The sequence below is a fragment of the Desulfonatronum sp. SC1 genome, from assembly GCF_003046795.1.
Classification (GTDB): Bacteria; Desulfobacterota; Desulfovibrionia; order Desulfovibrionales; family Desulfonatronaceae; genus Desulfonatronum.
In genome coordinates this window covers 1-23,291 of record NZ_PZKN01000024.1, presented here as the reverse complement: position 1 = coordinate 23,291, position 23,291 = coordinate 1, and the positions used below count along the sequence as shown (strand labels likewise).

The 23,291-nt window shown below is 60.1% G+C and carries 25 protein-coding genes; 13 read left to right on the top strand and 12 right to left on the bottom strand.

Going from position 1 to position 23,291, the window contains the following annotated elements; genetic code table 11:
- The first annotated feature begins 7 nt into the window (after positions 1-7).
- Both C6366_RS13045 and C6366_RS13040 read left to right on the top strand, forming a co-directional pair.
- Entirely contained in the window at positions 8-1,072 is a 1,065-nt protein-coding gene (locus C6366_RS13045; protein ID WP_107738574.1) for a chemotaxis response regulator protein-glutamate methylesterase, read from the top strand.
- Between the two features lie 115 nt (positions 1,073-1,187).
- Entirely contained in the window at positions 1,188-2,111 is a 924-nt protein-coding gene (locus C6366_RS13040) for a manganese-dependent inorganic pyrophosphatase (protein WP_107738572.1), read from the top strand.
- A gap of 109 nt (positions 2,112-2,220) precedes the next feature.
- Here C6366_RS13040 and C6366_RS13035 read toward each other — a convergent pair whose 3' ends face one another.
- The 7 genes from C6366_RS13035 to C6366_RS13005 form a co-directional block, all read right to left on the bottom strand.
- Positions 2,221-2,502, bottom strand: a complete 282-nt coding sequence (locus C6366_RS13035) for a helix-hairpin-helix domain-containing protein (RefSeq protein ID WP_107738570.1) — start codon at positions 2,500-2,502, stop codon at positions 2,221-2,223.
- Between the two features lie 243 nt (positions 2,503-2,745).
- Positions 2,746-2,943, bottom strand: a complete 198-nt coding sequence (locus C6366_RS13030) for a heavy-metal-associated domain-containing protein (RefSeq protein WP_107738568.1) — start codon at positions 2,941-2,943, stop codon at positions 2,746-2,748.
- Positions 2,940-3,704 (bottom strand): 1-(5-phosphoribosyl)-5-[(5-phosphoribosylamino)methylideneamino]imidazole-4-carboxamide isomerase, encoded by a 765-nt coding sequence (gene hisA, locus C6366_RS13025; protein WP_107738566.1) that lies wholly within the window; start codon positions 3,702-3,704, stop codon positions 2,940-2,942. The genes C6366_RS13030 and hisA overlap by 4 nt, the downstream gene beginning before the upstream one ends.
- Positions 3,701-4,351: a hypothetical protein gene (locus C6366_RS13020; RefSeq protein ID WP_107738564.1), complete on the bottom strand. Its 651-nt coding sequence runs from the start codon at positions 4,349-4,351 to the stop codon at positions 3,701-3,703. Before C6366_RS13020 ends, hisA begins: the two co-directional genes overlap by 4 nt.
- Position 4,352: 1 nt before the next feature.
- Positions 4,353-4,940, bottom strand: coding sequence for an imidazoleglycerol-phosphate dehydratase HisB (gene hisB / locus C6366_RS13015; RefSeq protein ID WP_107738562.1), 588 nt, complete (start codon positions 4,938-4,940; stop codon positions 4,353-4,355).
- 65 nt (positions 4,941-5,005) lie between these two features.
- Positions 5,006-5,569, bottom strand: coding sequence for a DUF4416 family protein (locus tag C6366_RS13010; protein WP_107738560.1), 564 nt, complete (start codon positions 5,567-5,569; stop codon positions 5,006-5,008).
- A gap of 80 nt (positions 5,570-5,649) precedes the next feature.
- Complete coding sequence (locus tag C6366_RS13005) at positions 5,650-8,610, bottom strand: PAS domain-containing sensor histidine kinase (RefSeq protein ID WP_107738558.1); 2,961 nt, start codon at positions 8,608-8,610, stop codon at positions 5,650-5,652.
- A gap of 558 nt (positions 8,611-9,168) precedes the next feature.
- On the opposite strand from C6366_RS13005, the gene C6366_RS12995 reads away from it, so the two are divergent.
- Positions 9,169-11,370, top strand: a complete 2,202-nt coding sequence (locus tag C6366_RS12995; RefSeq protein ID WP_107738556.1) for a LytS/YhcK type 5TM receptor domain-containing protein — start codon at positions 9,169-9,171, stop codon at positions 11,368-11,370.
- 74 nt (positions 11,371-11,444) lie between these two features.
- Here C6366_RS12995 and C6366_RS19335 read toward each other — a convergent pair whose 3' ends face one another.
- Complete coding sequence (locus C6366_RS19335; RefSeq protein WP_146164854.1) at positions 11,445-11,963, bottom strand: hypothetical protein; 519 nt, start codon at positions 11,961-11,963, stop codon at positions 11,445-11,447.
- Positions 11,964-12,032: 69 nt separating this feature from the next.
- On the opposite strand from C6366_RS19335, the gene C6366_RS12980 reads away from it, so the two are divergent.
- The 3 genes from C6366_RS12980 to infA all read left to right on the top strand — a co-directional run bounded on the left by C6366_RS12980 (position 12,033) and on the right by infA (position 13,396).
- Positions 12,033-12,317, top strand: a complete 285-nt coding sequence (locus C6366_RS12980) for a response regulator (RefSeq protein ID WP_199221505.1) — start codon at positions 12,033-12,035, stop codon at positions 12,315-12,317.
- A gap of 355 nt (positions 12,318-12,672) precedes the next feature.
- A complete protein-coding gene (locus tag C6366_RS12975; RefSeq protein ID WP_107738659.1) occupies positions 12,673-12,981 on the top strand; it encodes an RNA-binding protein in 309 nt (102 codons plus the stop codon).
- 196 nt (positions 12,982-13,177) lie between these two features.
- The gene (gene infA, locus C6366_RS12970; protein WP_028572251.1) at positions 13,178-13,396 is read left to right on the top strand and encodes a translation initiation factor IF-1; all 219 of its coding nucleotides are present in this window, start codon (positions 13,178-13,180) and stop codon (positions 13,394-13,396) included.
- 163 nt (positions 13,397-13,559) lie between these two features.
- Here the strand turns inward: infA and typA are convergent, their stop codons facing one another.
- The 3 genes from typA to C6366_RS12955 are packed head-to-tail and all read right to left on the bottom strand — an operon-like array spanning position 13,560 to position 17,186.
- Entirely contained in the window at positions 13,560-15,383 is a 1,824-nt protein-coding gene (typA, locus tag C6366_RS12965; RefSeq protein ID WP_107738549.1) for a translational GTPase TypA, read from the bottom strand.
- A gap of 32 nt (positions 15,384-15,415) precedes the next feature.
- A complete protein-coding gene (locus C6366_RS12960) occupies positions 15,416-16,933 on the bottom strand; it encodes a helicase HerA-like domain-containing protein (protein ID WP_107738547.1) in 1,518 nt (505 codons plus the stop codon).
- Between the two features lie 22 nt (positions 16,934-16,955).
- Positions 16,956-17,186, bottom strand: a complete 231-nt coding sequence (locus tag C6366_RS12955; protein ID WP_107738545.1) for a type II toxin-antitoxin system PrlF family antitoxin — start codon at positions 17,184-17,186, stop codon at positions 16,956-16,958.
- Positions 17,187-17,382: 196 nt separating this feature from the next.
- Between C6366_RS12955 and C6366_RS12950 the strand changes: the two genes are divergently transcribed.
- Positions 17,383-18,588 (top strand): type II secretion system F family protein, encoded by a 1,206-nt coding sequence (locus C6366_RS12950; protein WP_107738543.1) that lies wholly within the window; start codon positions 17,383-17,385, stop codon positions 18,586-18,588.
- A 10-nt stretch (positions 18,589-18,598) separates the two neighbouring features.
- Here C6366_RS12950 and C6366_RS12945 read toward each other — a convergent pair whose 3' ends face one another.
- Positions 18,599-19,297 carry a heparan-alpha-glucosaminide N-acetyltransferase gene (locus C6366_RS12945; protein WP_158269777.1) on the bottom strand — a complete coding sequence of 233 codons (699 nt, stop codon included), beginning with the start codon at positions 19,295-19,297 and terminating at the stop codon, positions 18,599-18,601.
- Positions 19,298-19,393: 96 nt separating this feature from the next.
- Here C6366_RS12945 and C6366_RS12940 point away from each other — a divergent pair, with 96 nt between their 5' ends.
- The 6 genes from C6366_RS12940 to C6366_RS12915 all read left to right on the top strand — a co-directional run.
- On the top strand, positions 19,394-21,085 hold the full coding sequence (locus C6366_RS12940) for a hypothetical protein (protein ID WP_107738539.1): 1,692 nt from the start codon (positions 19,394-19,396) through the stop codon (positions 21,083-21,085).
- Entirely contained in the window at positions 21,082-21,519 is a 438-nt protein-coding gene (gspG, locus tag C6366_RS12935) for a type II secretion system major pseudopilin GspG (RefSeq protein WP_107738537.1), read from the top strand. Before C6366_RS12940 ends, gspG begins: the two co-directional genes overlap by 4 nt.
- Positions 21,516-21,959, top strand: a complete 444-nt coding sequence (locus C6366_RS12930) for a Tfp pilus assembly protein FimT/FimU (RefSeq protein WP_031386766.1) — start codon at positions 21,516-21,518, stop codon at positions 21,957-21,959. The genes gspG and C6366_RS12930 overlap by 4 nt, the downstream gene beginning before the upstream one ends.
- Positions 21,956-22,360, top strand: a complete 405-nt coding sequence (locus C6366_RS12925) for a prepilin-type N-terminal cleavage/methylation domain-containing protein (RefSeq protein ID WP_107738533.1) — start codon at positions 21,956-21,958, stop codon at positions 22,358-22,360. Before C6366_RS12930 ends, C6366_RS12925 begins: the two co-directional genes overlap by 4 nt.
- A gap of 21 nt (positions 22,361-22,381) precedes the next feature.
- Positions 22,382-22,981 (top strand): type II secretion system protein J, encoded by a 600-nt coding sequence (locus C6366_RS12920; protein WP_107738531.1) that lies wholly within the window; start codon positions 22,382-22,384, stop codon positions 22,979-22,981.
- Positions 22,968-23,291, top strand: a 324-nt coding sequence (locus C6366_RS12915; protein WP_146164852.1) for a hypothetical protein, incomplete at its 3' end; no start/stop codon positions are given. The genes C6366_RS12920 and C6366_RS12915, both read left to right, overlap by 14 nt.

Genomic DNA, 23,291 nt, shown 5'->3' with positions numbered 1-23,291 from the left:
ACACCCAATGATCAAAGTACTTGTCATTGACGATTCAGCCTTCATGCGTAAGGCCCTGAGCACCATGCTGGAAGGCGACCCGGAAATCCAGGTCGTGGGCACGGCCCGAGACGGATCCGAAGGGCTGGACAAGGCCCGCCAACTCCAGCCGGACGTGATCACCCTGGACATCGAAATGCCGCGCATGGATGGGCTGACCGCCCTGCGGCACATCATGATGGAAATGCCCCGGCCCGTGATCATGGTCAGCTCCCTGACCACCGAAGGCGCTGAAGCGACCCTGAAGGCATTGGAACTCGGTGCCGTGGACTTCATTCCCAAACAGCTCTCCCGGGTCTCTCTGGACATCGTCAAAATCGAGAACGACCTGCGCTCCAAGGTCAAAACCGTGGCCAGGCGTAAAATTCGGGCCCCGCGCGCACCGCGCAAGATCGAGCCGGTCACCGCTCCGACGATTGAAAAACCTTCCTTGGAGGCCATTCCCCAAAAGAGGTCGCAATCCCGGGACGTCGTGGCCATCGGCGTGTCCACCGGCGGACCGCCGGCAATTCAAAAAGTCCTGTCCAAACTTCCCGCTAACTTTCCTGCCTGCATCCTTATCGCCCAGCACATGCCCCAGGCCTTCACCGGACCTTTCGCCAAACGCCTGGACGCCGTCTGCCAGATCAAAGTCAAGGAAGCGGAAGCCGGAGACCGCGTCCAGGCGGGCATGGCCTTTGTCGCGCCTGGAGGCCAGCACCTGTCCATCGATCAAAAAGTCAGCCGGATCGACCTGCTGATCGGCCCCGAGCCCAAAGAGGCCCTCTACAAACCCTCGGCCAATGTGCTCATCGCCTCCGTGGCCCAGGGCGTGGGCAAACGCGGCGTCGGGGTGATCCTCACCGGCATGGGCAGCGACGGCCTGGAAGGCATCAAACAACTCAGGCAGAAAAACGGCTATATCCTGGCCCAGGACGACGCCAGCTGCGTGGTGTACGGCATGCCCAAGGCCATCGTGGACGCCGGATTGGCGGACGAGATCCTGGACATTGACGACATTGCCCAGGGGATCATGAACGCCTTGTATCGTTGAAGCGGCACAACCCCTTGGCAGCGCCGAAGCTTTGTGCTATTATGCACAAGCTTTTTATCGAGGATAACGACAACGGTTCCTAATCACCATGAAAATGTAACAGAGGAGGTCATGAATGGCTGTTTATGTTGTAGGACACAAGAGTCCCGATAGCGACTCGGTTTGCGCGGCTATCGCCTTGGCCGACCTGAAGAGCAAGCTCGGCGTGGAAGCCAAGCCGGCCGCTCAGGGCGAACTCAACCCGGAGACCAAGTTCGTGCTGGACAAGTTCGGCGTCGGCGCTCCGGAAATCATCACGGATGCCGAAGGCAAACAGATCTTCCTGGTCGACCACTCCGATCTCGCCCAAAGCTTGGACAACCTGGGCAAGGCCGAAATCCTGGGCGTCGTTGACCACCACAAGCTGGGCGACGTCACCACTCCCAATCCCATTGAAGCCTGGATCTGGCCGGTGGGTTGCACCTGCACCGTGATCAAGGCCATGTATGACTTCCACGGCGTGGAAATTCCGAAGAACATCGCCGGAATCATGCTCTGCGCCATCGTCAGCGACACGGTCATCTTCAAGTCCGCCACCTGTACCCCAAAGGACGTCGAAGTCGCTGACGCCCTGGCCAAGATCGCCGGCGTGGCCGACACCAAGGCGCTCGGCCTGGAGATGTTCAAGGTCAAGTCCGCGGTTGAAGGCACCCCGATCCGGGAACTGGTCTTCCGCGACTACAAGGACTTCAACATGAGCGGCACCAAGGTCGGCATCGGTCAGTTGGAAGTCGTGGATCTTTCCCTGCTGGACGGCGTCAAGGACGCCCTGTACGCGGACATCCAGAAGGTCAAGGCTGAAAAGGGCAACCACAGCGTCTTCCTGCTGCTCACCGACATCATGAAGGAAGGCACGGAAATGCTCATCGTCTCCGACGATCCCTCCGTGGTTCAGAAAGCCTTCGGCAAGGCACCCGAAGGCCACAAGGTCTGGCTGGACGGCGTGATGAGCCGCAAGAAACAGGTCGTTCCGAACTTTGAAAAGGCCTTTGCCGGCTGATCACGACCACGCTGAAACCTACTAAAAGCCCGGGCAATGAACCATTGCCCGGGCTTTCTTTTTCGAACATCTCGCAACTTGCAACGCGCGAGGCAAAAAGATCAAAAAATCATTCAACGACGATGAGTTCCTTCATTTTCTCGAATGTCGCCTCCCCGATGCCGCTCACCTTCATGATGTCTTCAGGGGCTTCAAAAGGAGTCTGCTCGCGATATTCAACAATGCGTTGCGCCAAAGCCGGCCCGACTCCCGGCAATGCCTGCAACAATTCGACCGGAGCCTCATTGATGTTCACCTTGGACTGAGCCTCAGTCGCGGAAGCATTGAGAGCCAGGCAAAGCACCATGGCGACGAGCCAAACGCCGAGAACACTCTTGAAAACACGCTGCATACGTCATTCCTCCTTTGAAGATGTGAAAGACAAAGGGCCTTGGGCGACAGTCACCCGATGACCGTTTTCATTTTTCGTTACCGACAACCAGCGAAAAAAGCAACGCATGGCAACTTCCGCGGGCTTTTCAAAAACCTCGATGGTTAGGCCCAAAAAAAGCTCAAGCCCGAAGCGTATTATGTCATACGTGAGGGTTTGAGCTTTTTGCGGCAACGCAACCAGCGGGAATTTTTCAACAGTCCGCTATCCCAGGTCGTGCCCGGCCTTCTGCAACGCCTCCCGGATGACGTCCTTGGAGACCGGCTTGGCTTCCGTAAACTGGGCCTCACCCTTTTCCAAAAAAACCTGGACATCCTGAATCCCCTCGATACCGCTCAGCGCCTTGGTCACCGCGTTCACGCAGTGCTGGCAGGACATGCCCGTCACCTTGATCGTCGTCATCTTGCGCCTCCTTGTGCATTCTCGTCATTTGCCTTCCGCCCCGCGATCCAGGCCAGGGCTTCCGGAAAATCCAGGGTGCCCTCGTAGATGGCCCGACCGGTGATGATTCCTTCCAGTCCTTGATTCGACAGGGGGAACAATGCCTGGATGTCTTCCAACTTGGTCACCCCACCCGCGGCGATGACCGGGATGTCGGTACTCCGGACCAGATACTCCATGGCCGGGAGGTTCACGCCGCTATGCATCCCGTCCCGACTGATGTCCGTATAGATAATGAAGGCCGCGCCCTGCTCTTCCAGTCGTGGCAGAACCTGCTCCACGGTCAAACCGCTGTCCGCCACCCAACCTTTGGTTTTCAACAATCCGTCCACGGCGTCCAGGGACACGCCGATCCTCCCGGGCAACGCCGCGCACAATTCCCCGAAGGCTTCGGCCTCTTCCAGGGCCATGGTGCCGATGATCAATCGCCGGACCCCGGCTTCCAGGTAGCGTTTCGCGGTCGCCAAGTCACGAATCCCGCCCCCGAGCTGCACCGGGATCGAGACCACGGCGCAAATCCGCTTGATCAGTTCGAAGTTCACCGGCAGACCGTCAAACGCGCCGTCCAGGTCCACCAAGTGCAGCCAGGCCGCGCCCAGGTCCACCCAGTGTCGGGCCATGGCCGTGGGGTCCGGGGAAAAGATCGTAACATCGTCAGCCCGCCCCTGACGCAACCGGACGCACTGCCCGTTCTTGATGTCCACGGCCGGAAAAAGAATCATAAGCCCATCTCCCGCAGTCCTTCGCGTAGCCCGTCACGGATCAGTTCCTTGGCGGGCAGCCATTTTCCACCGCGCCGAAAAAATTTGTCGGCCTGCAACAGGTCTTCGCTCAGGGAGCGTTGCCGCTCGTCGTACTGGAACCGTGCCGCGACGTACCTGTTTTGGATGTCCAGCAGGGTCAATTCCATCACGACCATGCCCGGCTCGGTCACGCCCCACTCACCGCCTTCTCGCTCCTTCCACTCCAGCACCTGGGGAATTAAGAGATAATCGGTCTGGACGCATTGGCCGACTTCCATCCAGTAACGCAGCCCGGCAACGCCAGCCTGTTCCGAGCGCATTCGGGACAAAACCAGCTCCTGGCACTGCCTGGTGGCCTCGGTCCCGAGAAAGGGACGATCCTCTTTGGCCCGTAAGAGATCGGCCAGCATGCCGTCCAGCTCTTCCAGCATATCCGAAGCAAGAGTGACGGATTTGTCCGCGCGGGTGCTGGAAAGCATCTGCCACCCCTGGTGAGGCTGGTGAAATCCGGCCACCCCTAACGTGGACTGGGAAGGCAAGGGCGTTCCAGCGGGCTTGGGTGCGCACCCGACAAGAAGCAGAATCATGCAGCACAGATACGGAATCAATGAGAAACGACTCAACATATCAACAACTTCCTTTGGTGCTCGGCACACCGGTACGGGTCCTGGATACGGCTTGGCGCAGAGCCATGCCAAGGGCCTTGAACGCCCCTTCCACGAGATGGTGGCCGTTGCGGCCGTAACGATAGTGAACATGCAGGTTCATGCGGGCTTCCTGGGCCAGGGACTTGAAAAACTCCCGCCAGACGTCCTTTTCCTCTCCGGCGATCAGAGCAGGCAGCGGGTCGTCGTCGTACACGAGATACGGCCTGCCCGAGAGATCCACCACGACTTCCACCAAGGCCTCGTCCATGGGCACCACGGCCGAGCCCAAGCGGACGATCCCGGCCTTGTCTCCCAGGGCATCCGAGAGGGCCTTGCCCAGGGCCAGGCCCACGTCTTCCAGGCTGTGGTGCGCGTCGATGTGTAGATCCCCGGCGCAAGTCAGGTTCAGGTCGAAGTCCGCCCAGAAGGCCAAAAGGTGCAGCATGTGGTCGGCGAAGCCGACGCCGGACTGGATGTGGGTCGCTCCGGAACCGTCCAGAACCAGCTCCAGCTTGATGGATGTTTCCTTGGTCGTCCGCTCCGTAGCGGCTTTGCGAATCTCGTGCATACGCTGTGTTCCACCTTGTCTTAAGGATGCAAAAAAATCGTTTTGACCCTGGAAGACAGTTGCTGTCAATGCACTCGTCCGGCACGTCCCGGCCAGTCGGGACAAACGCCCAGCTTCACCCGGTAGCCATGGCGCAGTGCGGTCAATTGGGCTTGCAAGGCAGGGTCGGCGTAGTCCCGGAAAGTCCAGGGCAAAGAGCGCCACCGTCCGCCTTGAAAAATCAGGGTCAGATCGGCAAAGACGCCCTGTCCGAGGTATATGCGATGAGTGAAATTCTTGCCCGTGGCCAGCACGAAGCGCTCCTGGGTCAACAGCCCCGGGTCCAAATTGAACAAACGTTTGCCGTCCAGGACATGACGTTGTTCCAATTCATGGGCCCACAACTTGATCTCCCGCAACCGATCCTGCCCCACGACCTGAGCGAACCCGAGCAACCGGCGCTCCAAGGGCGCACCGAATTCCTCCTGGTAATACGTTGTTGCCGTGAACGGCAACGACTCCCCCACGTTTTCCAGCGGCCCCAGATACGCCTCCAGATCGGATCGCAATCCCGGCCAGAAAACGTCCCAACGGGCGCTGAACAGGGATAATACCACCTGGGCTGGAAGAGGTTCCTTGGGAATGCTCATGGCTCAGGCTACGATGAATGACCTTGAAAGATCGGTCCAAAATGCAACATGTTGAGCAATTCAAAACGATACATCGTTCCTCACAGCCCCAGCACTTCCCGGATCACGGCCTCCAGATCCCGGAGCTGATACGGCTTACCGATGAAGCCCTTGGCGCCGGCGGACAGGGATTGTCGGCCTTGTCCTTCCGCGGAATAGCCGCTGGCAATCACCACTTTGACCCGCGGGTCGATGCGCAGCAGTTCTTGCAGGCATCTGTGCCCGCCCATGCCGGGCATGTTCAGGTCCAACAGCACCAAATCGATCTCCTCACCCTCCTGGCGGTATGCTTCCAGGGCTTCCTCCCCGCTGGCCGCGCTTTTCACCTTGTACCCCAGCACTTCCAGGACTTCCCGTGTCAATGCCCGAATTTCCGGCTCGTCGTCCACCACCAGAATGGTCATCCCGTCGCCAAGGTCTTCGGGAAACAGGATTTTCCGTTCTATCTCCTCTTCCGGCGCACGTCCATCCGCCGCGGGCAGATAGATTCTGAACACGGACCCCTGATCCGGTTCACTGTAGCACTGGATGTAGCCGTCGTGTCCCTTGACGATGCCGTACACCGAGGGCAGCCCCAGTCCCGTGCCCTTGCCCACGGGCTTGGTGGTGAAAAAGGGGTCGAATATGTGGGCCAATGTTTCCTTGTCCATGCCGCACCCCGTATCCGTGACCGTCAGCAGCACATGCGCCCCGGGGACGGAGTCCGGATGTATCCGAACAAATCCCTCGTCCAGGACCACGTTATTGGTTTCGATGAGGAACGTCCCGCCATCAGGCATGGCGTCCACCGAGTTGTTGGCTATGTTCAGCAGCACCTGCTCGATCTGCACCGGATCTGCCAACAGGGGCCAAAGCTCGGGATCAAGGCGCGTCTCCACGGTGATCATTCTGGGGACTGTCCGCCGCAGCATGTCCACTACGCCTTCCACTTCCCGATTCAGGTCCACCGGCACCCGGAGTGATCCCTCCTTACGGCTGAACAGGAGCAGCTGTCTGACCAACTGGGCGGCCCGCTCGATGGATTTCAGCGCGGCCCTCAGACGGCCGACGTCCGGATGGTCGTCAGGCTTGTCCGCGAGCAGCAGCTCGATATTGCCCCCCAGGGTCTGAAGCAAATTGTTGAAGTCGTGGGCCACGCCCCCGGCCAGAGTACCCACGGACTCCATCTTTTGCGCCTGAAGCAGTTGAGCCTGCATTTTTTCCCGCTCCGCCTCGGCCTGCTTGCGCTCGGTGATGTCGTAGGCCAACCCGCCCACCGCTCTCCGTCCGTCGGCCAGAACCAGGGCGAATTTGACGTCGTTCAGCCAACGTTGTTCGCCGCCGATATGGACACTGTACTCCAGCTCGATCCTGTCCCGCTCACCTGAGAGAATCCGCCCGTCCGCCTTCTCAAGCAAATCAGAGGTCGCCGAATCGAAAAGCGCCCTCGCCGAATCTCCGCCCGCCTGGCTGAAGGAGCCGCTCATGAGCTCCGCTACTCGCCTGTTTTTGTAAACATGCGCGAGGCTCTCATCCTTGATGTAGGCGTACACCGGGGTTTCATCCATGAAAGTCTGGAAGCGTTGCTCGCTTTGCCGCAACCGTTCCTCCACGGCATACTCATCAGTCACGTCCCGGAACACCAGCACCACGCCGGAGATGCGACCCTGGCGGTCGCGGATGGGGGCCGCGCTGTCCGCGATCTGGTATTTTGCGCCATTCCTGGAAAGCAGCAGGGTATGGTTGGCTAGGCCCACGATCCGACCGGAATGAATCACTTGATGTACGGGATTATCCACGACCTCCTGGGTCCAGGCGTTGAAGATGCGGAATACTTCGTACAACGGCTTGCCCCTTGCCTCGTCCAAGGTCCAGCCGCAGAGCTTTTCCGCGACCTGATTCATGTTGGTCACCAGGCCCCGCGAGTCCGTGGCGATCACGCCGTCGCCGATGGAATGCAGGGTGGTGGCGAGATTTTCCTCGCTGGCCTGCAGGGCCTGGGTCATCTTTTCCCGCTGGCGGATATTCCAGGTCATCTGCAGGACCAACACCAGGAGCACGGCGGAAAAAGCCGTCAGCACGCCCAGAAAAATACGGGTCCGGACGCTCAGGGCCGCCTCGGCCAGCTTGCGCTCGGTTTCGTCGAGGATCAGAGACAGCATCACTTGGCGTCCATCCAGCAGCACGACTTCGGCGGACCACATGGCGTACCTGGCCTCCCCGGCCTTGTTTCTGAACTGGATCGGCTCGTCCTTGAAATATCCCTGCTCCGCTATCTTGGCCACGATGCGGTCCCGATCCGCGGGATCGGCCCAGATGCCGACATCCTTGGAGGTCCGTCCGATCAACTCTTCCCTGGCATACCCAAGCATTTCGTTCCAGCGCTCATTGACATCCAGAAACAGGCCGGTCTCAATATCCGAAATGACCAACGGCGCCGGACTGGAGTGAAAGGCTTTGGCGAAACGCTCCTCGGACTGCCTGCGCTGTGTGATGTCCAGGACGGTGAAGGTCACGCCGACGGACAGATCTTCGGGGTCCAGAGGAGTCGAGGAAAGAATGACATCCAGGATGGCCCCATCTTTACGCAACCAGCGAGTTTCCACCGACCCCGTGCCTTTTTCGAAAATCTGGCGATACTTTTCCCGGCCCACGAAATCGAAATCCTCCTGCGTGGGGTAGAGCATCCGCGCGCTTTGGCCGATCAGTTCCTCTCGATCGTAGCCAGTCAGATCCAAAACATAATCGTTGACGCTGGAAATCACCCGGTTTTCAACCATCCCGATGCCCGTGGGGGCGAGTTGGAGGATGGTGGCCAACAGCTGATCGGTCTGAGAAGGCCTGCCTCCCCATGTCACCGTCTCGGCCTCGTCCTCCTGGGATAACGCCGGCGCGGCGAGCAGCACAAAAAGCAGCACCAGCAGGCATGTTCCCGGAAGCCCGGAAATCCAGCCGCAGGCTCCATGCCTGACTGCGTAGGGACGACTCCGAGACTCAGGAATTTGATCCTTGGGTGTTCTCATAGAATGGACCTGTTACAACCTTTCGGAATACATGACGGATCAAAGGAAAAGCCGTTGAGCTGCCGCGGGTTGCGACGGAAAAACGCCGTGCGGGCCAAGTCGCATGTGAGAAGAGGCGAGCATTCGATTCTTGGAATCGTAAAGTGCGACCTGGAAAGCTTCGGCCGAAACCACGGCCACCGGCCCGGAGCCTGCATCCGGCCAATGACGAGCACGAATCTGACAAACAAGTCGCCTTTCAGCAATAAAAAAACTTCCCTGGTCGTTCTGGCATCCTCTTTCGGCATCGCATTACCGTGCATTTTCCGCAGATGTCTACAGTGGTCGGCCATCGCGATCATCAACGAAAAGCATCTGAAAGATGCTCGAAAATTATAAGCGAAGCGCGAAGGCGAGGCCCAAGAACTCTCACTCCCTCCCTCACCAGGGAAGGATTCGGAGTTGATGTTTTTGCCTTACTTCGCCTAATCTGCCCTGAAAATAAAGACCAGAGCAGGGCGCTCAATCGTCTATAACCCGTGAGAAAAACAATCGCATCGCTTTGCTTGGGAGACCGACATGATTCCATCATCTTCGGCCATAGTCGCTTTGGCGCAGAACGCCGCGCTGCTTCTGGCGACGGCATTGCTCTTCGACGTTTTCGCCTCCAGGTGGCGGAGCGAAGAGCTCTTTCTTCTCCAGAAAGTCCTCGTCGGGCTCCTTCTCGGAGGCATCGGCATGGTGGTCATGCTGACCCCATGGACCCTGCTTCCCGGCGTGGTGTTCGATACAAGATCGGTCCTGATCGGCATAACGGGCCTGTTCTTCGGGGCCATTCCCGCGGCGGCGACCATGGCCATGACGGCCGCCTTGCGCCTGTATCAAGGCGGTTCGGGCGTCTGGATGGGCGTCTCGGCGATCCTGGCCTCGGGGATCATCGGTCTCGTCTGGCGGTATGCGCGGAAAAAGCGACTGGCAGCCATTTCATGGCTTGAACTCCTCGCTTTCGGAATCGCCGTCCACATCGGCATGCTGGCCATGACAATCTTCCTGCCCAAAGATATCGCGTTCCAGGTTTTTTCCAACATCGCCGTGCCGGTGATGCTGATTTATCCCTTGGCCACCGCCCTGCTCGGGAGCCTGATGATCCGACGCTTGATCCACGAACAGTCCGAGGAGCAAGTGCGGGATGAAAAGAAATACAGCCGGACCCTGTTCGACGAATCCCCCATCGGATTGGCGCTTTGTCGTATGGATGGGAGCCTCGTGGACGTCAATCCCGCCTATGCGCGGATCATCGGCCGCACTGTCGAGGAGACGCTCTCCCTGACGTATTGGGATATTACTCCAGAGGAGTATGCGGCCCTGGAGCAGGCTCAATTGCGATTTCTCGCCGAAACCGAACGGTATGGGCCAATTGAGAAAGAATACATGCACGTAGACGGCCACCGGGTGCCGGTCCGTCTGCAAGGCTTGATCACGGAAATAAAAGGCGAACAGTTCATTCTGTCGGCGGTGGAGGACATCACCGACCAAAGGAAGCATGAACAAGCTCTTCTCCTGGCCAAAGAACAGGCCGAAGCCTCCAACCAAGCCAAATCCGAATTCCTGGCCAATATGAGCCACGAAATCCGCACCCCGATCAACGGCGTCATGGGCATGCTGCAACTCCTAAACACCACCAAGCTGGACGACAAGCAACAACGCTTCATCCAGCTGGCCACCAGTTCCTCCGAGCGTCTGACCAGGCTGCTGTCCGACATTCTCGACCTGTCCCGGGTCGAAGCGGGTAAGATGGAAATCCACGAATCGACATTCAGCCTGGACGAACTGCAAGACTCCATCACCGGCCTGTTCACCGTCACGGCGCAAAGCAAGGGAATCGCCCTGGAGTGCGCCGTTGATCCCTCCATTCCACCGCGTCTGGTCGGAGACGAAGCCCGGGTCCGGCAAATTCTTTTCAATCTCGTCGGCAACGCCCTGAAATTCAGCGATACCGGAAAGATCACCGTGGGAATGGTCCCGATCCGCTCCTGGAAACCCGAAGCCGTTCGGATCCTTTTCACCGTGACCGACACGGGCATCGGCATACCCGAGAACAAACTGAAGGACCTTTTTCAGCCGTTTACGCAGGTTGACGGCTCCTACACCCGAAAATACCAAGGCGCCGGGCTCGGGCTGGCCATTGTCAAGCGCCTGATTGAACTCATGGACGGCCGGCTCTGCGTGGAAAGCCGGGAAGGCGAGGGCGTCTTCGTGCACTTTGACCTGTACTTCAAGCTCCCCAGTGACGCCGCGACCCGGAAAACTCCTTCGTCGCTAACTGCATCCGCCTCGCCCGGCTTGCGCATCTTACTGGCCGAAGACGATCCGTCGAATGCTTTTCCAACCATGAAGCGGCTGGAGATCGCCGGGCACCGCGTAACCCTCGCCGAGAACGGCATGCAGGTCCTGAACCTGCTCAAAGACCAGGATTTCGACGTCATTCTTATGGACATCCAGATGCCGGAGATGGACGGCCTGGAGACAACGCGACGCATCCGCGCCGCGGAGACCGAAAGACAGGAATCAGAAGTCAGAGATCCTCACCCTGCCACTCAGGTCTCAAGTCTCAGCCCTCAGCCTTCCCGACGCATTCCCATCATCGCCCTGACCGCCTATGCCATGACCGGAGACCGGGAGAAGTTTCTGGAAGCCGGGATGAACGACTATTTGGCCAAACCGGTGCTGATGGAAGACCTGGAAAAGGCCTTGGAGAAAATCATTCGGCAGCCGGATTGAGCCGAGCCATGGCTACGAAAACGTCCCGGACCAAGGCTTTGACGCAAACGAGCACTTCTGATGGTGATACACTTTCAGCAACCGCGGACAACACAATGGCGACGGTTGCTCTGGACTTTGCTGGCGATTGCCATCAGCCTCGGCATGAGCGGGCAGGTCAGGGGCGAGTCCTTGGAGCCTATCAGGATCGCTTCCACTTTCTCGGCAACGGGCCCGTTGAGCACGCGGAACGTATGGGTTTTCAGCGTCGTGCGTCTGGCGGCCCAGACGGTGAATGCCCAGGGCGGGGTTCTGGGCAGGCCCATTGAACTGGATGTCACCTCCGTGAAACCAAGGCCATGAAATAAAGCATCGCCACGCGGATGAACAAGGACATTCCGCTGACCTTCCAGGTGATCACGGTCCTGTTCATTATCTTCGGCATCCTGATGTAATTGCACTGGCGCAACGAAAACATCCGGATTGTCGTCCACCTCCTGGACACGGTCGTGACCAGGGAACAAAACAGCCTGGCCAACGAACTCTTTGAAAAAAGAACCACCTCCTTGAACATGCGCCTGAGGGAAATGCGCGACATCGAGCATATCGTCCATGTTGCGCTGTACGACCAGAGGATCGCGAGTTTCTGACAAGCGCTACGGAACGGACCCAAAAGGGAGGCCTTGGGATTCTACCAGGAATTATACGGCGACATCGCCCTGGTCCTGCTGGATCTGAATATGCCGGGCATGGGTGGGTACAAGTGCCTCCAGGAATTATCGCGGATGGACCCCTCGGTCAAAGTGGTGATCAGCAGCGGTTATTCGGCCAATGGAAATGCCGACGCCGCCCAGGCGGCCGGAGCCGCGGGCTTCATCGGTAAACCGTACCGATTAAAGGAGCTGGCCGCCACGGTGCGGGGGATTCTGAGTGAAATGAAGACTGGCGGCGAAGCCAACTTGTATTGAAAAACCACGCGTAACTACTCAGCACGCATCTACTCAGCACATACGGTGCATGGTCATACTCATGCACTGGATTCCGGCTTTCGCCGGAATGACTTATCGTACCGTGTCATTTCCAAGTCAGCCATGCCAGCGAAGGCCGGCGCATTATCGCTATCCAGGCTTTTTTATCCGACGATTCTGCTGAGTAGAAACCAATTTTCACGATATAATTATTTTTGTTGACAGTCCAACGCGATCCGAGTAGTTACTGTGAATTCAATTTGCAACGGCGGAATTCCGTTCAGCCTGGATACCGGGGTGTGCCCGGCTTTAGGAAAACAGAATGTCCGCCCCAACCTTTTTTGGAGTTATTCGCATGTCAAGTAAGTTGTATGTTGGGAATCTGCCTTTTACCGCCCAGGAAGACGATATTCGCGATCTGTTCGCCACGTATGGCGAAGTTCTTTCCGTGGCCTTGATCAGTGATCGTGAAACAGGTCGTCCGCGTGGTTTCGCCTTCGTTGAAATGAACGAAGCCGGAGCCCGTTCCGCCCAGGAGGCGTTGGACGGGAAAGATTTCCAGGGACGTAGCCTGCGCATCAACGAAGCCCAGGAACGTGCCCCCCGTCCCAGTGGTGGTGGCGGCGGCTACGGTGACAAGAATCGTCAGTCCAAGCGCTGGTAACGGCAGACCCGACAGTTTTTGAATACGAAATAGGCCCTTGCGAAGCCCCGTCCTCTATCTTCGTGAGGGCGGGGCTTTTTTGCTTCCGCGCGGGCCTTGAATTTCATAATCCATATTTCGAAAAAGCTTCAAGACTCCAATATGTTCGCGGAACACTTGAAGCGACGGCAAAAACAAGACAACCCAAGGAGGCCAAATGGCCAAGGAAGAATGTATTGAAATGAGCGGCATTGTTCAGGAAGCCTTGCCGAGCACCCTGTTTTCCGTGGAGCTGGAGACCGGGCACACTATTTTAGGACATCTGTGCGGGAAAATGCGCAAGTTCCGCATCCGCATCCTGCCCGGAGACAAAGTTCGTGTTCAGCTGTCTCCCTATGACCTGACCAAGGGCCGGATCGTTTTTCGAGAAAAATAGGCGCCCCGTACGGCAAGGGGGCGGTTGCCCAAAGCTCCGCCTCGGCCCGTCCCCCTTTCTTGCTTTTTTTTACGCTTCGTGAGCCCCCCGGATTTATTTCAGGGTCGTCCAGCGTATTTCGGCTCTTTTCCGTCGTGCCAGGAACTACCAACTCGTTCCTTTTCTATTTCCCCCCCAGAACATGCCGCTTGGAAGCTGAAAGAACCGTCTTGCGCAGCCGGATGGAATGCGGCGTGACCTCCACCAGTTCGTCTTCCCGGATGAAATGCAAAGCCCACTCCAGAGTCAACGGCGGCACCGGCGTCAGAATGACCGCCTCGTCCTTGCCCGAAGCGCGCATGTTGGTCAGCTTTTTTTCCTTGCAGGGATTGACGTTCAGGTCGCTCTCCCGATTGTGCTCGCCGACGATCATGCCTTCGTAGACCGGCTCGCCGGGTGAAACGAACAGCCTGCCCCGCGGCTCCAGGTTGAACAGGGCGTAGGGCACCGCGGTCCCTGCACGGTCCGCCACGATGGATCCCATGAACCGGGTTGGAAAATCTCCCCGGTATTCCTCATACCCGGAAAAATAGGAGTTCATCACCCCGGTGCCCTTGGTGTCGGTCAAAAACTCATCCCGGTAGCCGATCAGCCCCCGGGAAGGAATGGAGAACTCCACCCGTACCCGGCCGGTGCCCTTGTTCACCAGATTGGACATCCGCCCTTTGCGGATGGACAACTTCTCCGTGACCACGCCCAGAAAAATCTCCTCGCAGTCCACGAACAGATGCTCCATGGGTTCGTGGCGCTTCCCGCCCACATCCTTATAGATCACTTCGGGCCGGCCCACGCTCAACTCGTACCCCTCCCGGCGCATGGTTTCGATCAGGATGGCCATCTGAAATTCGCCCCGGCCCTTGACCACGAAGCTGTCCCGATCCTCGGTCTCTTCAACCCGGATCGCCACGTTGCGCAGGGTTTCCTTGACCAGCCGCTCCCAGATTTTACGGGACTGGACGAACTTGCCCTCCCGTCCGGCCAGCGGCGAGGTGTTGATGGTGAACTTCATGGTCACGGTGGGCTCGTCCACGGCGATCCGCTTCAAGGCCGAGGGCTCGGCCTTGGTACAGATGGTGTCCCCGATCTGGACGTTTTCAATCCCGGCCAGCACCGCGATGTCTCCGGACTCCACCTCCGGGGCCTCTTGCAGGCTCAGGCCGGCATAGGTCTGCAACTTGGTCACCCGCAGGGGAAGATGTTCGCCCGCGGCGTCGATGCAGACCAGTTGCTCGTTCTGCCGGGCCCGCCCGTTGACCACCCGCCCGATGGCCAACCGTCCCAGATAGTCCGAATAGCCCAGGTCCGCCACCAGCATTTGAAACGGCTTGTCCGGATCATGGGCTGGCCCTGGGATGGTCCGCAAAATCGCGTCGAACAGCGGGTGCAGATTTTCCCCGGGCTCGTCCAGGGAGAGCTTGGCCAGCCCATCCCGGGCAACGGCGTACAAAACCGGAAAATCGAGCTGCTCCTCGGAAGCATCCAAGTCGATGAAAAGGTCGTAGACCTCGTCCAGCACCTCGGCCACACGGGCATCCTGGCGGTCGATCTTGTTGATCACCACGACGATCTTCAGCTTGGCTTCCAAGGTCTTCTTGAGCACGAACCGGGTTTGGGGCAGTGGCCCTTCCGAGGCGTCCACCAACAGCACCGCGCCGTCGGCCATGGACAGGGAGCGCTCAACCTCCCCGCCGAAGTCCGCGTGTCCCGGGGTGTCGATGATGTTAATCTTCACGCCCTTCCAGGACACGGCACAGTTTTTGGCCGCAATGGTGATCCCGCGCTCCCGCTCCAGGTCCATGGAGTCCATGATCCGCTCGGCCACTTCCTGGTTGTCCCGAAACAACCCACTCTGCCTGAACAGCCCGTCCACCAGAGTGGTCTTGCCGTGATCGACGTGGGCGATGATGGCGATGTTGCGAATCGCCGGATTGATAGTCATTTGTGTCATAAGGATTGGTTTGTTGAAAGGTTGAGTATTTCTCACTTCTTGCCGCCCAACAGTCCGCCCAAGACGCCGCGGAGCATTTGGCGGCCGATCTGGTTGCCCACGGTGCGCATGGCGGACTTGCCCATGGCTTCCAGGGCGCCCTGACGGCGCTTGGAACCCAGCAGGAAGTCCCGCATGGCCCCGGAAACACCACCGGCGGTACCGTTGGAGGTTTCCTCGCTTCGGGATGATTTTTCTTCCGAAGCGGTGCTTTCGGCCGATTTCGCGGCCACGGACTCCTCGGCCCGGGCCTGGAGGATCTCGTAGGCGGACTCGCGGTCAACGGGCGTGTCGTATTTTCCACCTAAAGGGCTGCGCCCGCGAACAAGTTGCCGTTCTTCCGGCGTGATCACCCCGATCCGGCATCGAGGAGGGGCGATCAGAGCCCGCTCCACCGGCAACGGGACGCCCTTGTCCTGCAAGGTGGTCACCAGGGCCTCGCCCACGGCCATGGAGGTCAGGGACTGGAGCACGTCCACGGCGGGGTTGGGCGGAAAGGTCTGGGCCGCGGTACGCACGGCCTTTTGGTCCCGCGGCGTGTAGGCCCTTAGCGCGTGCTGGATGCGGTTGCCCAACTGCCCCAGAATCTCCTGGGGCACGTCGTCCGGATACTGGCTGCAAAAATAGACGCCCACGCCCTTGGAGCGGATCAGCCGGACCACCTGCTCCACCCTCCGCCGCAAGGCCGAAGGCACGTCGGCGAAAAGCAGATGAGCCTCGTCGAAAAAGAAGACCATCTTCGGCAGGTCCCGATCGCCGACTTCGGGCAGGGTTTCGAACAGTTCCGAAAGCATCCAGAGCAAGAAGCTGGAATACATCCTGGGCCGCAGATACAGCTTCTCGGCGGCCAGGACGTTGACGATTCCCCGCCCGGACATGTCTTGGCGCATGAAATCCGTCAGTTCCAGAGCCGGTTCCCCGAAAAATAAGTCCCCGCCGTCACCATCCAGCCGGAGCAAAGCCCGCTGGATCGCGGCCAGGGAAGAGGGATGCACCAGTCCGAACCGGGCCGACACGCTCTTCACGTTTTCCGAGGTAAAAATCAGCAGGGAGCGCAGATCCTTAAGGTCCAGCAGGAGCAGCCCCTCTTCGTCCGCCAGACGAAAGACGATCTCCAAAACCCCGGCCTGGGTGTCGTTGAGCTCCATCAGTCGGGCCAGCAAGGTCGGCCCCATCTGGGAGACCGTGGTGCGCAGTGGATGCCCCAGCTCTCCGTAAATGTCCCAAAATAAGACCGGATTCGGCTCGTTGACATAGCCTTCGACCCCGATGCTCTCCAGCCGCGACCGAATCCGGTCGTTCATGGCCCCGGGCATGGCCAGCCCGGCCAGGTCGCCCTTGACGTCCGCCAGAAACACCGGCACCCCGAGCCGGGAAAAGCCTTCGGCCAGGACCATCAGGGAAACGCTCTTCCCCGTCCCCGTGGCCCCGGCGATCATTCCATGCCGGTTGGCGTACCGGCCATGCAGAAACACCTGCTCCCGGCCCTTGCCGATCAGGATTGTGTTCATCGTCTTCTCCATTCGAAACCATTCAAAAGTCACGATACGCATCGTTGTCCAAGGTTCCCCCCCACTCGCTCAACGTGCTCTCCAGGCAATGAAGATAGTCAACCTCAAGGTCCGACAGTCGCCGTACGTTAACCACGCCTTCCTGCTTGATTTCCCAGACGATGACATCTCCAGGTCCAACCAGCATGGCTTTTCGAACAGCTTGAGGAATGGTTGTCCGCCCTTTGGACGTGACCTTCGCGGTGGCGATCATTGCCAATCTCCTCGAACAACCGGACAGGGCAAGAACATGAATGTATAGCCTATCATCGTATAGAGTGAATAATCAGTTGTAAACAAACGATCTTGTTGGACCAACTTTCTTTGATCTCGAAGCACGTCTCAGATTGGACATCCGCCGCCCAAGCGGGCAAAATTACGCGGTCGTTTTCTCTTGGACAAGGAGCACCGTGCCGACATTTCACTACGTGGCCCTGGATCGCCGGGGCGAGCAGCGCAAGGGGTTGTGCGAGGCCGAGAGCCGGGCCGCGGCCTATGCCCGACTCCAGGAGCAGGGGATGCTGCCGATCCGGCTCGGCAACGCAGGGCATGCGCAAGGCCGCACCCTGCGCGGCCTGCTTTCCCCCGGCTCCTGGCACCGGCGCATTCGCCTGGACGAATCCTTCTATTCCCTGGGCATGATGATCCAGGGGGGCGGATCCTTGGCTCAGAGTCTGGACCTGTTGGCCCGGATGTCCTCCGGTGCGTCGGCCCGGTTCTGGGTCCGGATTCGCGACGCGGTGGAAGGCGGCCAGGCCTTTTCCCAGGCCTTGCGGGACCATCCGGACGTCGTCTCCCCAGTGTACGCGGCCATGATCCATGTAGCCGAGCAGGTGGGTCGGTTGGGCGAAGTCCTGGAGCGCATCGCCCGGTACGAGGAAGGCCGCCGGGACTTTAGGGAAAAGCTCCTCACATCCCTGGGCTATCCCCTGACCATCCTGATCATCGGTCTGGGCGCGGTCTTTTTTCTCCTCTCCCGTGTCCTGCCCCGGATCGCGGACATCGTCACCGCCTCGGCCGGGGAACTGTCCTGGGACACCCGCCTGCTCTTGAATCTCGGCTCCTGGATGGAGTCCTGGGGCGGCCTGCTACTGCTGGGTCTGATCGGGATGGTCTTCCTCGGCGTGACAACTTACAAGCGCCGACCAAGCTGGCGCATCCGGCTGGATCGCCTGATCTGGCGGCTGCCGGTAGTCCAGAAAGGCGTCCTGGCCCGCTTTTCCGGGCTGGTTTCCTTTCAGATCCAGGCCGGAATCCCCCTGGTCCAGGCCTTGCAAAGCTCGGCCCAAGGCGTGGGGTCGCTTTTTTTCCGGGAAAAAATGCTCCAGGCCGCCAGGGAAGTCTCCACCGGCCAGCCTCTGGACGGCGTACTTTGGAAGCAAGGCATCTATCCGGACGTCTTTCTGACCGCCATCAGCGCCGGCCGGGCCGCCGGAAAGCTGGGCCCCTTCCTGGAGCGCCTGGGCAAACTCCTGGAACGCGAAACCGATGCATCCCTGAAACGCTTCGCCGCCCTGATCGAACCGGCCCTGATCCTGGGCCTGGGGTTGTTGGTGGGATTTCTGGTCCTGGCCGTGATGGGGCCGATCTTTGATCTGACGTCCCGGGTCGGCTGATCCTTCACACCTACCGCGGCAACAGATACAGCACTCCCATGAACAGCGGCTGATGGAGCAGATAGATCAGCAGGCTGTGGCGTCCCAGCCAGGACAGCATCCCGGACCCTGGCAGGGACGGGGGCGTCAGGAAAATGGATGGGCGGTGGCGATGGATTGACTGGCCGATGTACAGCCCCAGGAGCAGGACGCCGAACCAGGGCAGGATCGGCACGTAGTCCTCGGTGAAGGGCTTGTGGGTCATCATGCCCAGCCAATGCAGCCAGGGATGATCGAAGACCGGGTGCTGTACGGACAGGCCCACGAGGATGCACATCAATGCGAAAGCCGGGTTCAGGTGGTGCAGCCGAAGAAAGGGCAGAGCCAGGATTCGGGCAACAAAAATAAAGTGCAGGACGCCGAAGACCACCCAAGTCAGGGGGAAAATCAGGAACGTGCCCAGCGAAACCAGGCCCGCGGCGACGCCCAAGATGGCCTGACGCCGCAGGAATCGCCACGGCTTCAACCCATTGTGGTTGGACAGGGCCAAGCTCGCGCCCACGGCCAGCACGAAGCCCCCCACGATCACCGACCGCAGGCCCAGCCAAAACGGATCGGTTTGAAACCGAATGGAAACGACTCCAAAGTAGTTGAGATCAAAACAGAAATGATAGACAAGCATCAACAGCACGGCCCCGCCGCGAAACATGTCCAGCGCGGGCAGGCGCATCGCGGAGGGTCCGAAAGATCCCGGCGAAGCGGGGGAAATGGAAGAATCGACGTGATGCATGATGGAGATGCCGGAGATTGGAAAGTTTCTACGCAAATGTCACCCAAAGAGTCCAAGGACTCCATGGTCGTGACCGATACCCGCAGTACAAGTTTTTCCGGCAAAGGCCAACAGCCCCCTCAGCGCCTACTCGGCATGGCCCTGTTCATTGGCTTGGCTCTTATGCTGTCCGCCGCCTGCGCCCCGCGCGTGACGCAACCTCCCAAGCCCGCTCCTCTGCTCACCGAACAGACCCCCTTCGGGCCGAGCATGACGCTGGCCGAAATGCTCGAACAAAGCCTGCGCACCCAGTATCGACCTCCAAACATTGACTTCCCCCTACCTGAGCAAATGGCCGATTCCTCTTCCGCCCTCCCGCAACGGTCCGGCGACTACTTCATGGAATTGAGCCGGGAGTCCGTCACCCTGCATTTGGCGTCCAACGTAACCGCTTTCGTGCTCGGGCCATCAGCCTCTTCCGGCGGAGAAGCGCAAGCCAGGGGACAAACGGACGACATACCCGAAGCCGGGTTGGCCGTGGGCCACGCCAACGGAGACATCCACGTCTGGAGTTCCTGGCCGTGCGCCTCCCTGACCCTGCCCACGGCAGCCCCGGTCACTCTGCTGACCTGGGACGGCGTCGGGCCGTTTCTCGGCGCGGGCAATGCCCAGAGCGGCGAACTGCATGCCTTTGATCTGCGCCACTGCGCCCGCGTGGGCACGGTTCCCGGGCAGCGTCCGCTGCGTCACGCGGCGCTGTCTTCTTCATCGACCTGGGTCGCCGTGACGGATACCGGTCAACGCCTGTTCGTGGGGCCGCTCGGCGAACTCTTTTCCAACCCGTCCAACGCCTCCGCGGTATTGGAAAAAGACCCCATGCGCCACGTCGGCACCCTGCGCTTCCCCCCCCTGGCCCTGGCATTCAGCCCTCGGGAGGGCCTGCTTCAGAGCGTGGACCAAGCAGGATGGCTGCTGCTCTGGACCCTGCCGGATCTGACCCTGCTGGAGCAGGTTCGGATTCCCGGCGGCCCCTTTGGGGCGGCACTGTTCCACGGCGGCCATCTCATCCTGCGCCCAGCGGGTATTGATCAGGACGTCTCCCTCACCTCGCACGATGAGTCCCGTCCCGAACCGGTGATCTGGGATATTCCAAATTCCCGCGCCGTTGCCGCCGAAGAAATTTTGACGTCCCAAAACGCGTCCTCCACGAACCAAGGCGCTCCCTGGGCTCTGCTCCATTTTTTCGAGCGGTTCAACCTGGACGCCGGCCTGCTGACCTTTCGCACGGCCCAGAAGCACTGGCTGCGCAAGCTCCACTTCGGGACTCCCCGGCTCAGCGTGCATGCCGCGGACGACGACGGCCTGTTGCGGGTGACCGAGCCGGACCAGACGCAGCGCTGGTACCAAGCGGCAACCGGAAGGCCCACGGACGCTCCGGACCATGAACCAACGCGCCTGACGCCCCTTGCCGTCGCCCCGGACGGGACGGTGTCCTGGAACGGGCGGACCTACGCCCTTGCCGATCCGGCCCAAACCAGGGACGGATACGTGCTGCTGGTCCGGCATGTTCCGGAACATCGTTTTTTCCTGTGGTGGGCGCCCATTGAGGAAGCTCGCGTCTCCATGAACAGTTGGATCTTGCCCGACAAAACCGACCTCCTGCCCATACGGAGCAGCCTGCTTCAGGATTCGCCGCCGACCTGGATTTCCCTTTCCGACCACCGCCAACCCGTTGGAGATATGCAATGAGACATCAATCCGGCTTCAGCCTGATCGAACTGATGATCGTCGTGGTCATCCTCGGCCTGCTGGCCACCCTGCTCGTGCCCCGAATCATGGATCGCCCGGACGAGGCCCGGGTGACCAAGGCCAAGGTGGACATCCGCACTCTGGAATCCGCCCTGCGCCTGTACCGCCTGGACAACGGCGTCTACCCCACCACCGAGCAGGGTCTTGAAGCCCTGATCCGCAAACCGGACATCGCCCCCCTCCCCCGCAACTATCGCGACGGCGGATACCTGGAAGCATCCTCCGTGCCCAGGGATCCCTGGGGCAACGCCTACCGCTACCGCTCTCCGGGCCAACAAGGCCGGGACTATGAAATCACCAGCCTGGGCACGGACGGCAAGGAGGGCGGGACCGGCTTCGCCCAGGACATCAACAGTTGGGAACTGGACGATTGAAACGCTCCGACGCATCTCCCCAGAGCAACGCGGGCCTGACCCTTGTCGAGCTGCTGATCGTGCTCTTCATCGTCGGCCTGGGCTGGTTCACTCTGCTTCCCCGGCTGGACCCGACCCGGCCCTCTGGAAGCAACGCGCCGCTACATGAAGTGAACGTCTTTCTGGCCCAGGTTCGAAGCACGGCGATTGAAACCGGACGGTTTCAGGCCATTCGCCTGGATCCTACATCCGGGGTCCTGTCCTGGAACGAGGCCACCCACCGCTTGCCGACCCCACCCGGCCGCTGCGTCCTGAACGACTCCCCGTGCCCTCATCCCGCGGCCCACTTCCGCGTCTATCCCCAGGGGCACATGGATCGGCTCCGGTTGGATTTTTCCAGCGGAGAGCGCTGGACCACCGCGGACCTGGACGTCCGCCTGATCAACGAGTTCCGGCCATGACGTTTGGACGCTCTTCCGCCAATCTCCGGCATCAACACGGTGACGCGAGTCTCTCCCAAGGCTTTACCCTGGTCGAAGTCCTGGTGGCCCTGGTCATCGCCGCCATCCTGTCCTCCGGCCTGCTCGCCTCACAACGTCACGGCCTGAATCAAGCCAGCCGGGCGGACGTGCTCTGGCTGCACCTGAACACGGCCCAGGAAGCACTCATGGGCCGGGATATCGGACGCGGGGATTCTCATTTGACGGCGCCCGGCGGAATGTTGCCCGATAGCCGCGACCCCTTGGCCGCCCGGATTACCACCAACCCGCCGACCCCGGAACGCCCCTCCCCATGGGTGACCCTGACCACGCGCCTTGAGGGACGGGAGATGGTGTGGTCCTGGCCCGCGACCTCTCCGTGAGGGAAACGGGGTACGAAAAAAATGACGCCACGAAACGCCTCATCTTTTCATCACACCAACAACGCCACCTCCCTTCCCGGTTTCACCCTGGTGGAAATCCTGGTGGCCCTGGTGGTGACCGGGATGCTCATCGCCCTGCTCGCGGCGATCCTCGGGCGCGGGGTCGTGGCCTCGTCCGCCTTGGAGGAAACCGTGGAAAACCAGCGCTCCCGGGTCGTTCTGCAGCGGTTGTTGAGCATGGATCTGCGAGGCATGCTCCCGGAAACGGAAATGACCATCACGGAGCACGGATTCACGCTGGAGACGGTCGCCAACCACCTTGTCTCCGGCCCCCTGCCCATGACCGTGACCTGGGACTTTTCCCAGCGCCAGGTCCGCCGCACCGAGGAGCAGCCGGACCTGGACTATGTTCAGGAACTGCTGGTAATCTCGGACCTGCGAGCCTGGAGTCTGGCTTTCCACGATCTGACCGAGGGCCGCTGGGTGGAGCTGCGCTCGTGGCTGCACGGCACGCAGCGCCCGGCCCCGGCGGGCCTGCGGCTGGAACTGCGCCCGGCCGGCGTACAAACCGCCTGGGATATCGTCCATCGCCTGCCCCTGGAGCACGATGCGCCGCTTTGACCGCCCACCCCGCTCCCATGGCGCCGTCCTCGTTCTGGTGCTGGTCACCTTGCTCCTGTTCAGCACCGTGATACTGCGGGTCGTCCAGCATGCCGCCCTGGCCGAGGAAGAACATGTTCTGCTGCTCCAGACCATCCAGGCAGGATTCCAGGCCGAAGCCGCGACGCACAAGGCCCTGGAACTGGTCACCCGGTCCGCCGACCGCCTCGGGACCGAGGATCGTCCGCCCAGCCCGCCGGAGTGGAGCGAGGACGGCATTCGGATCACCATCATGCCCACTAACGCCAAACTCAACCTCAACGCCCTGCAC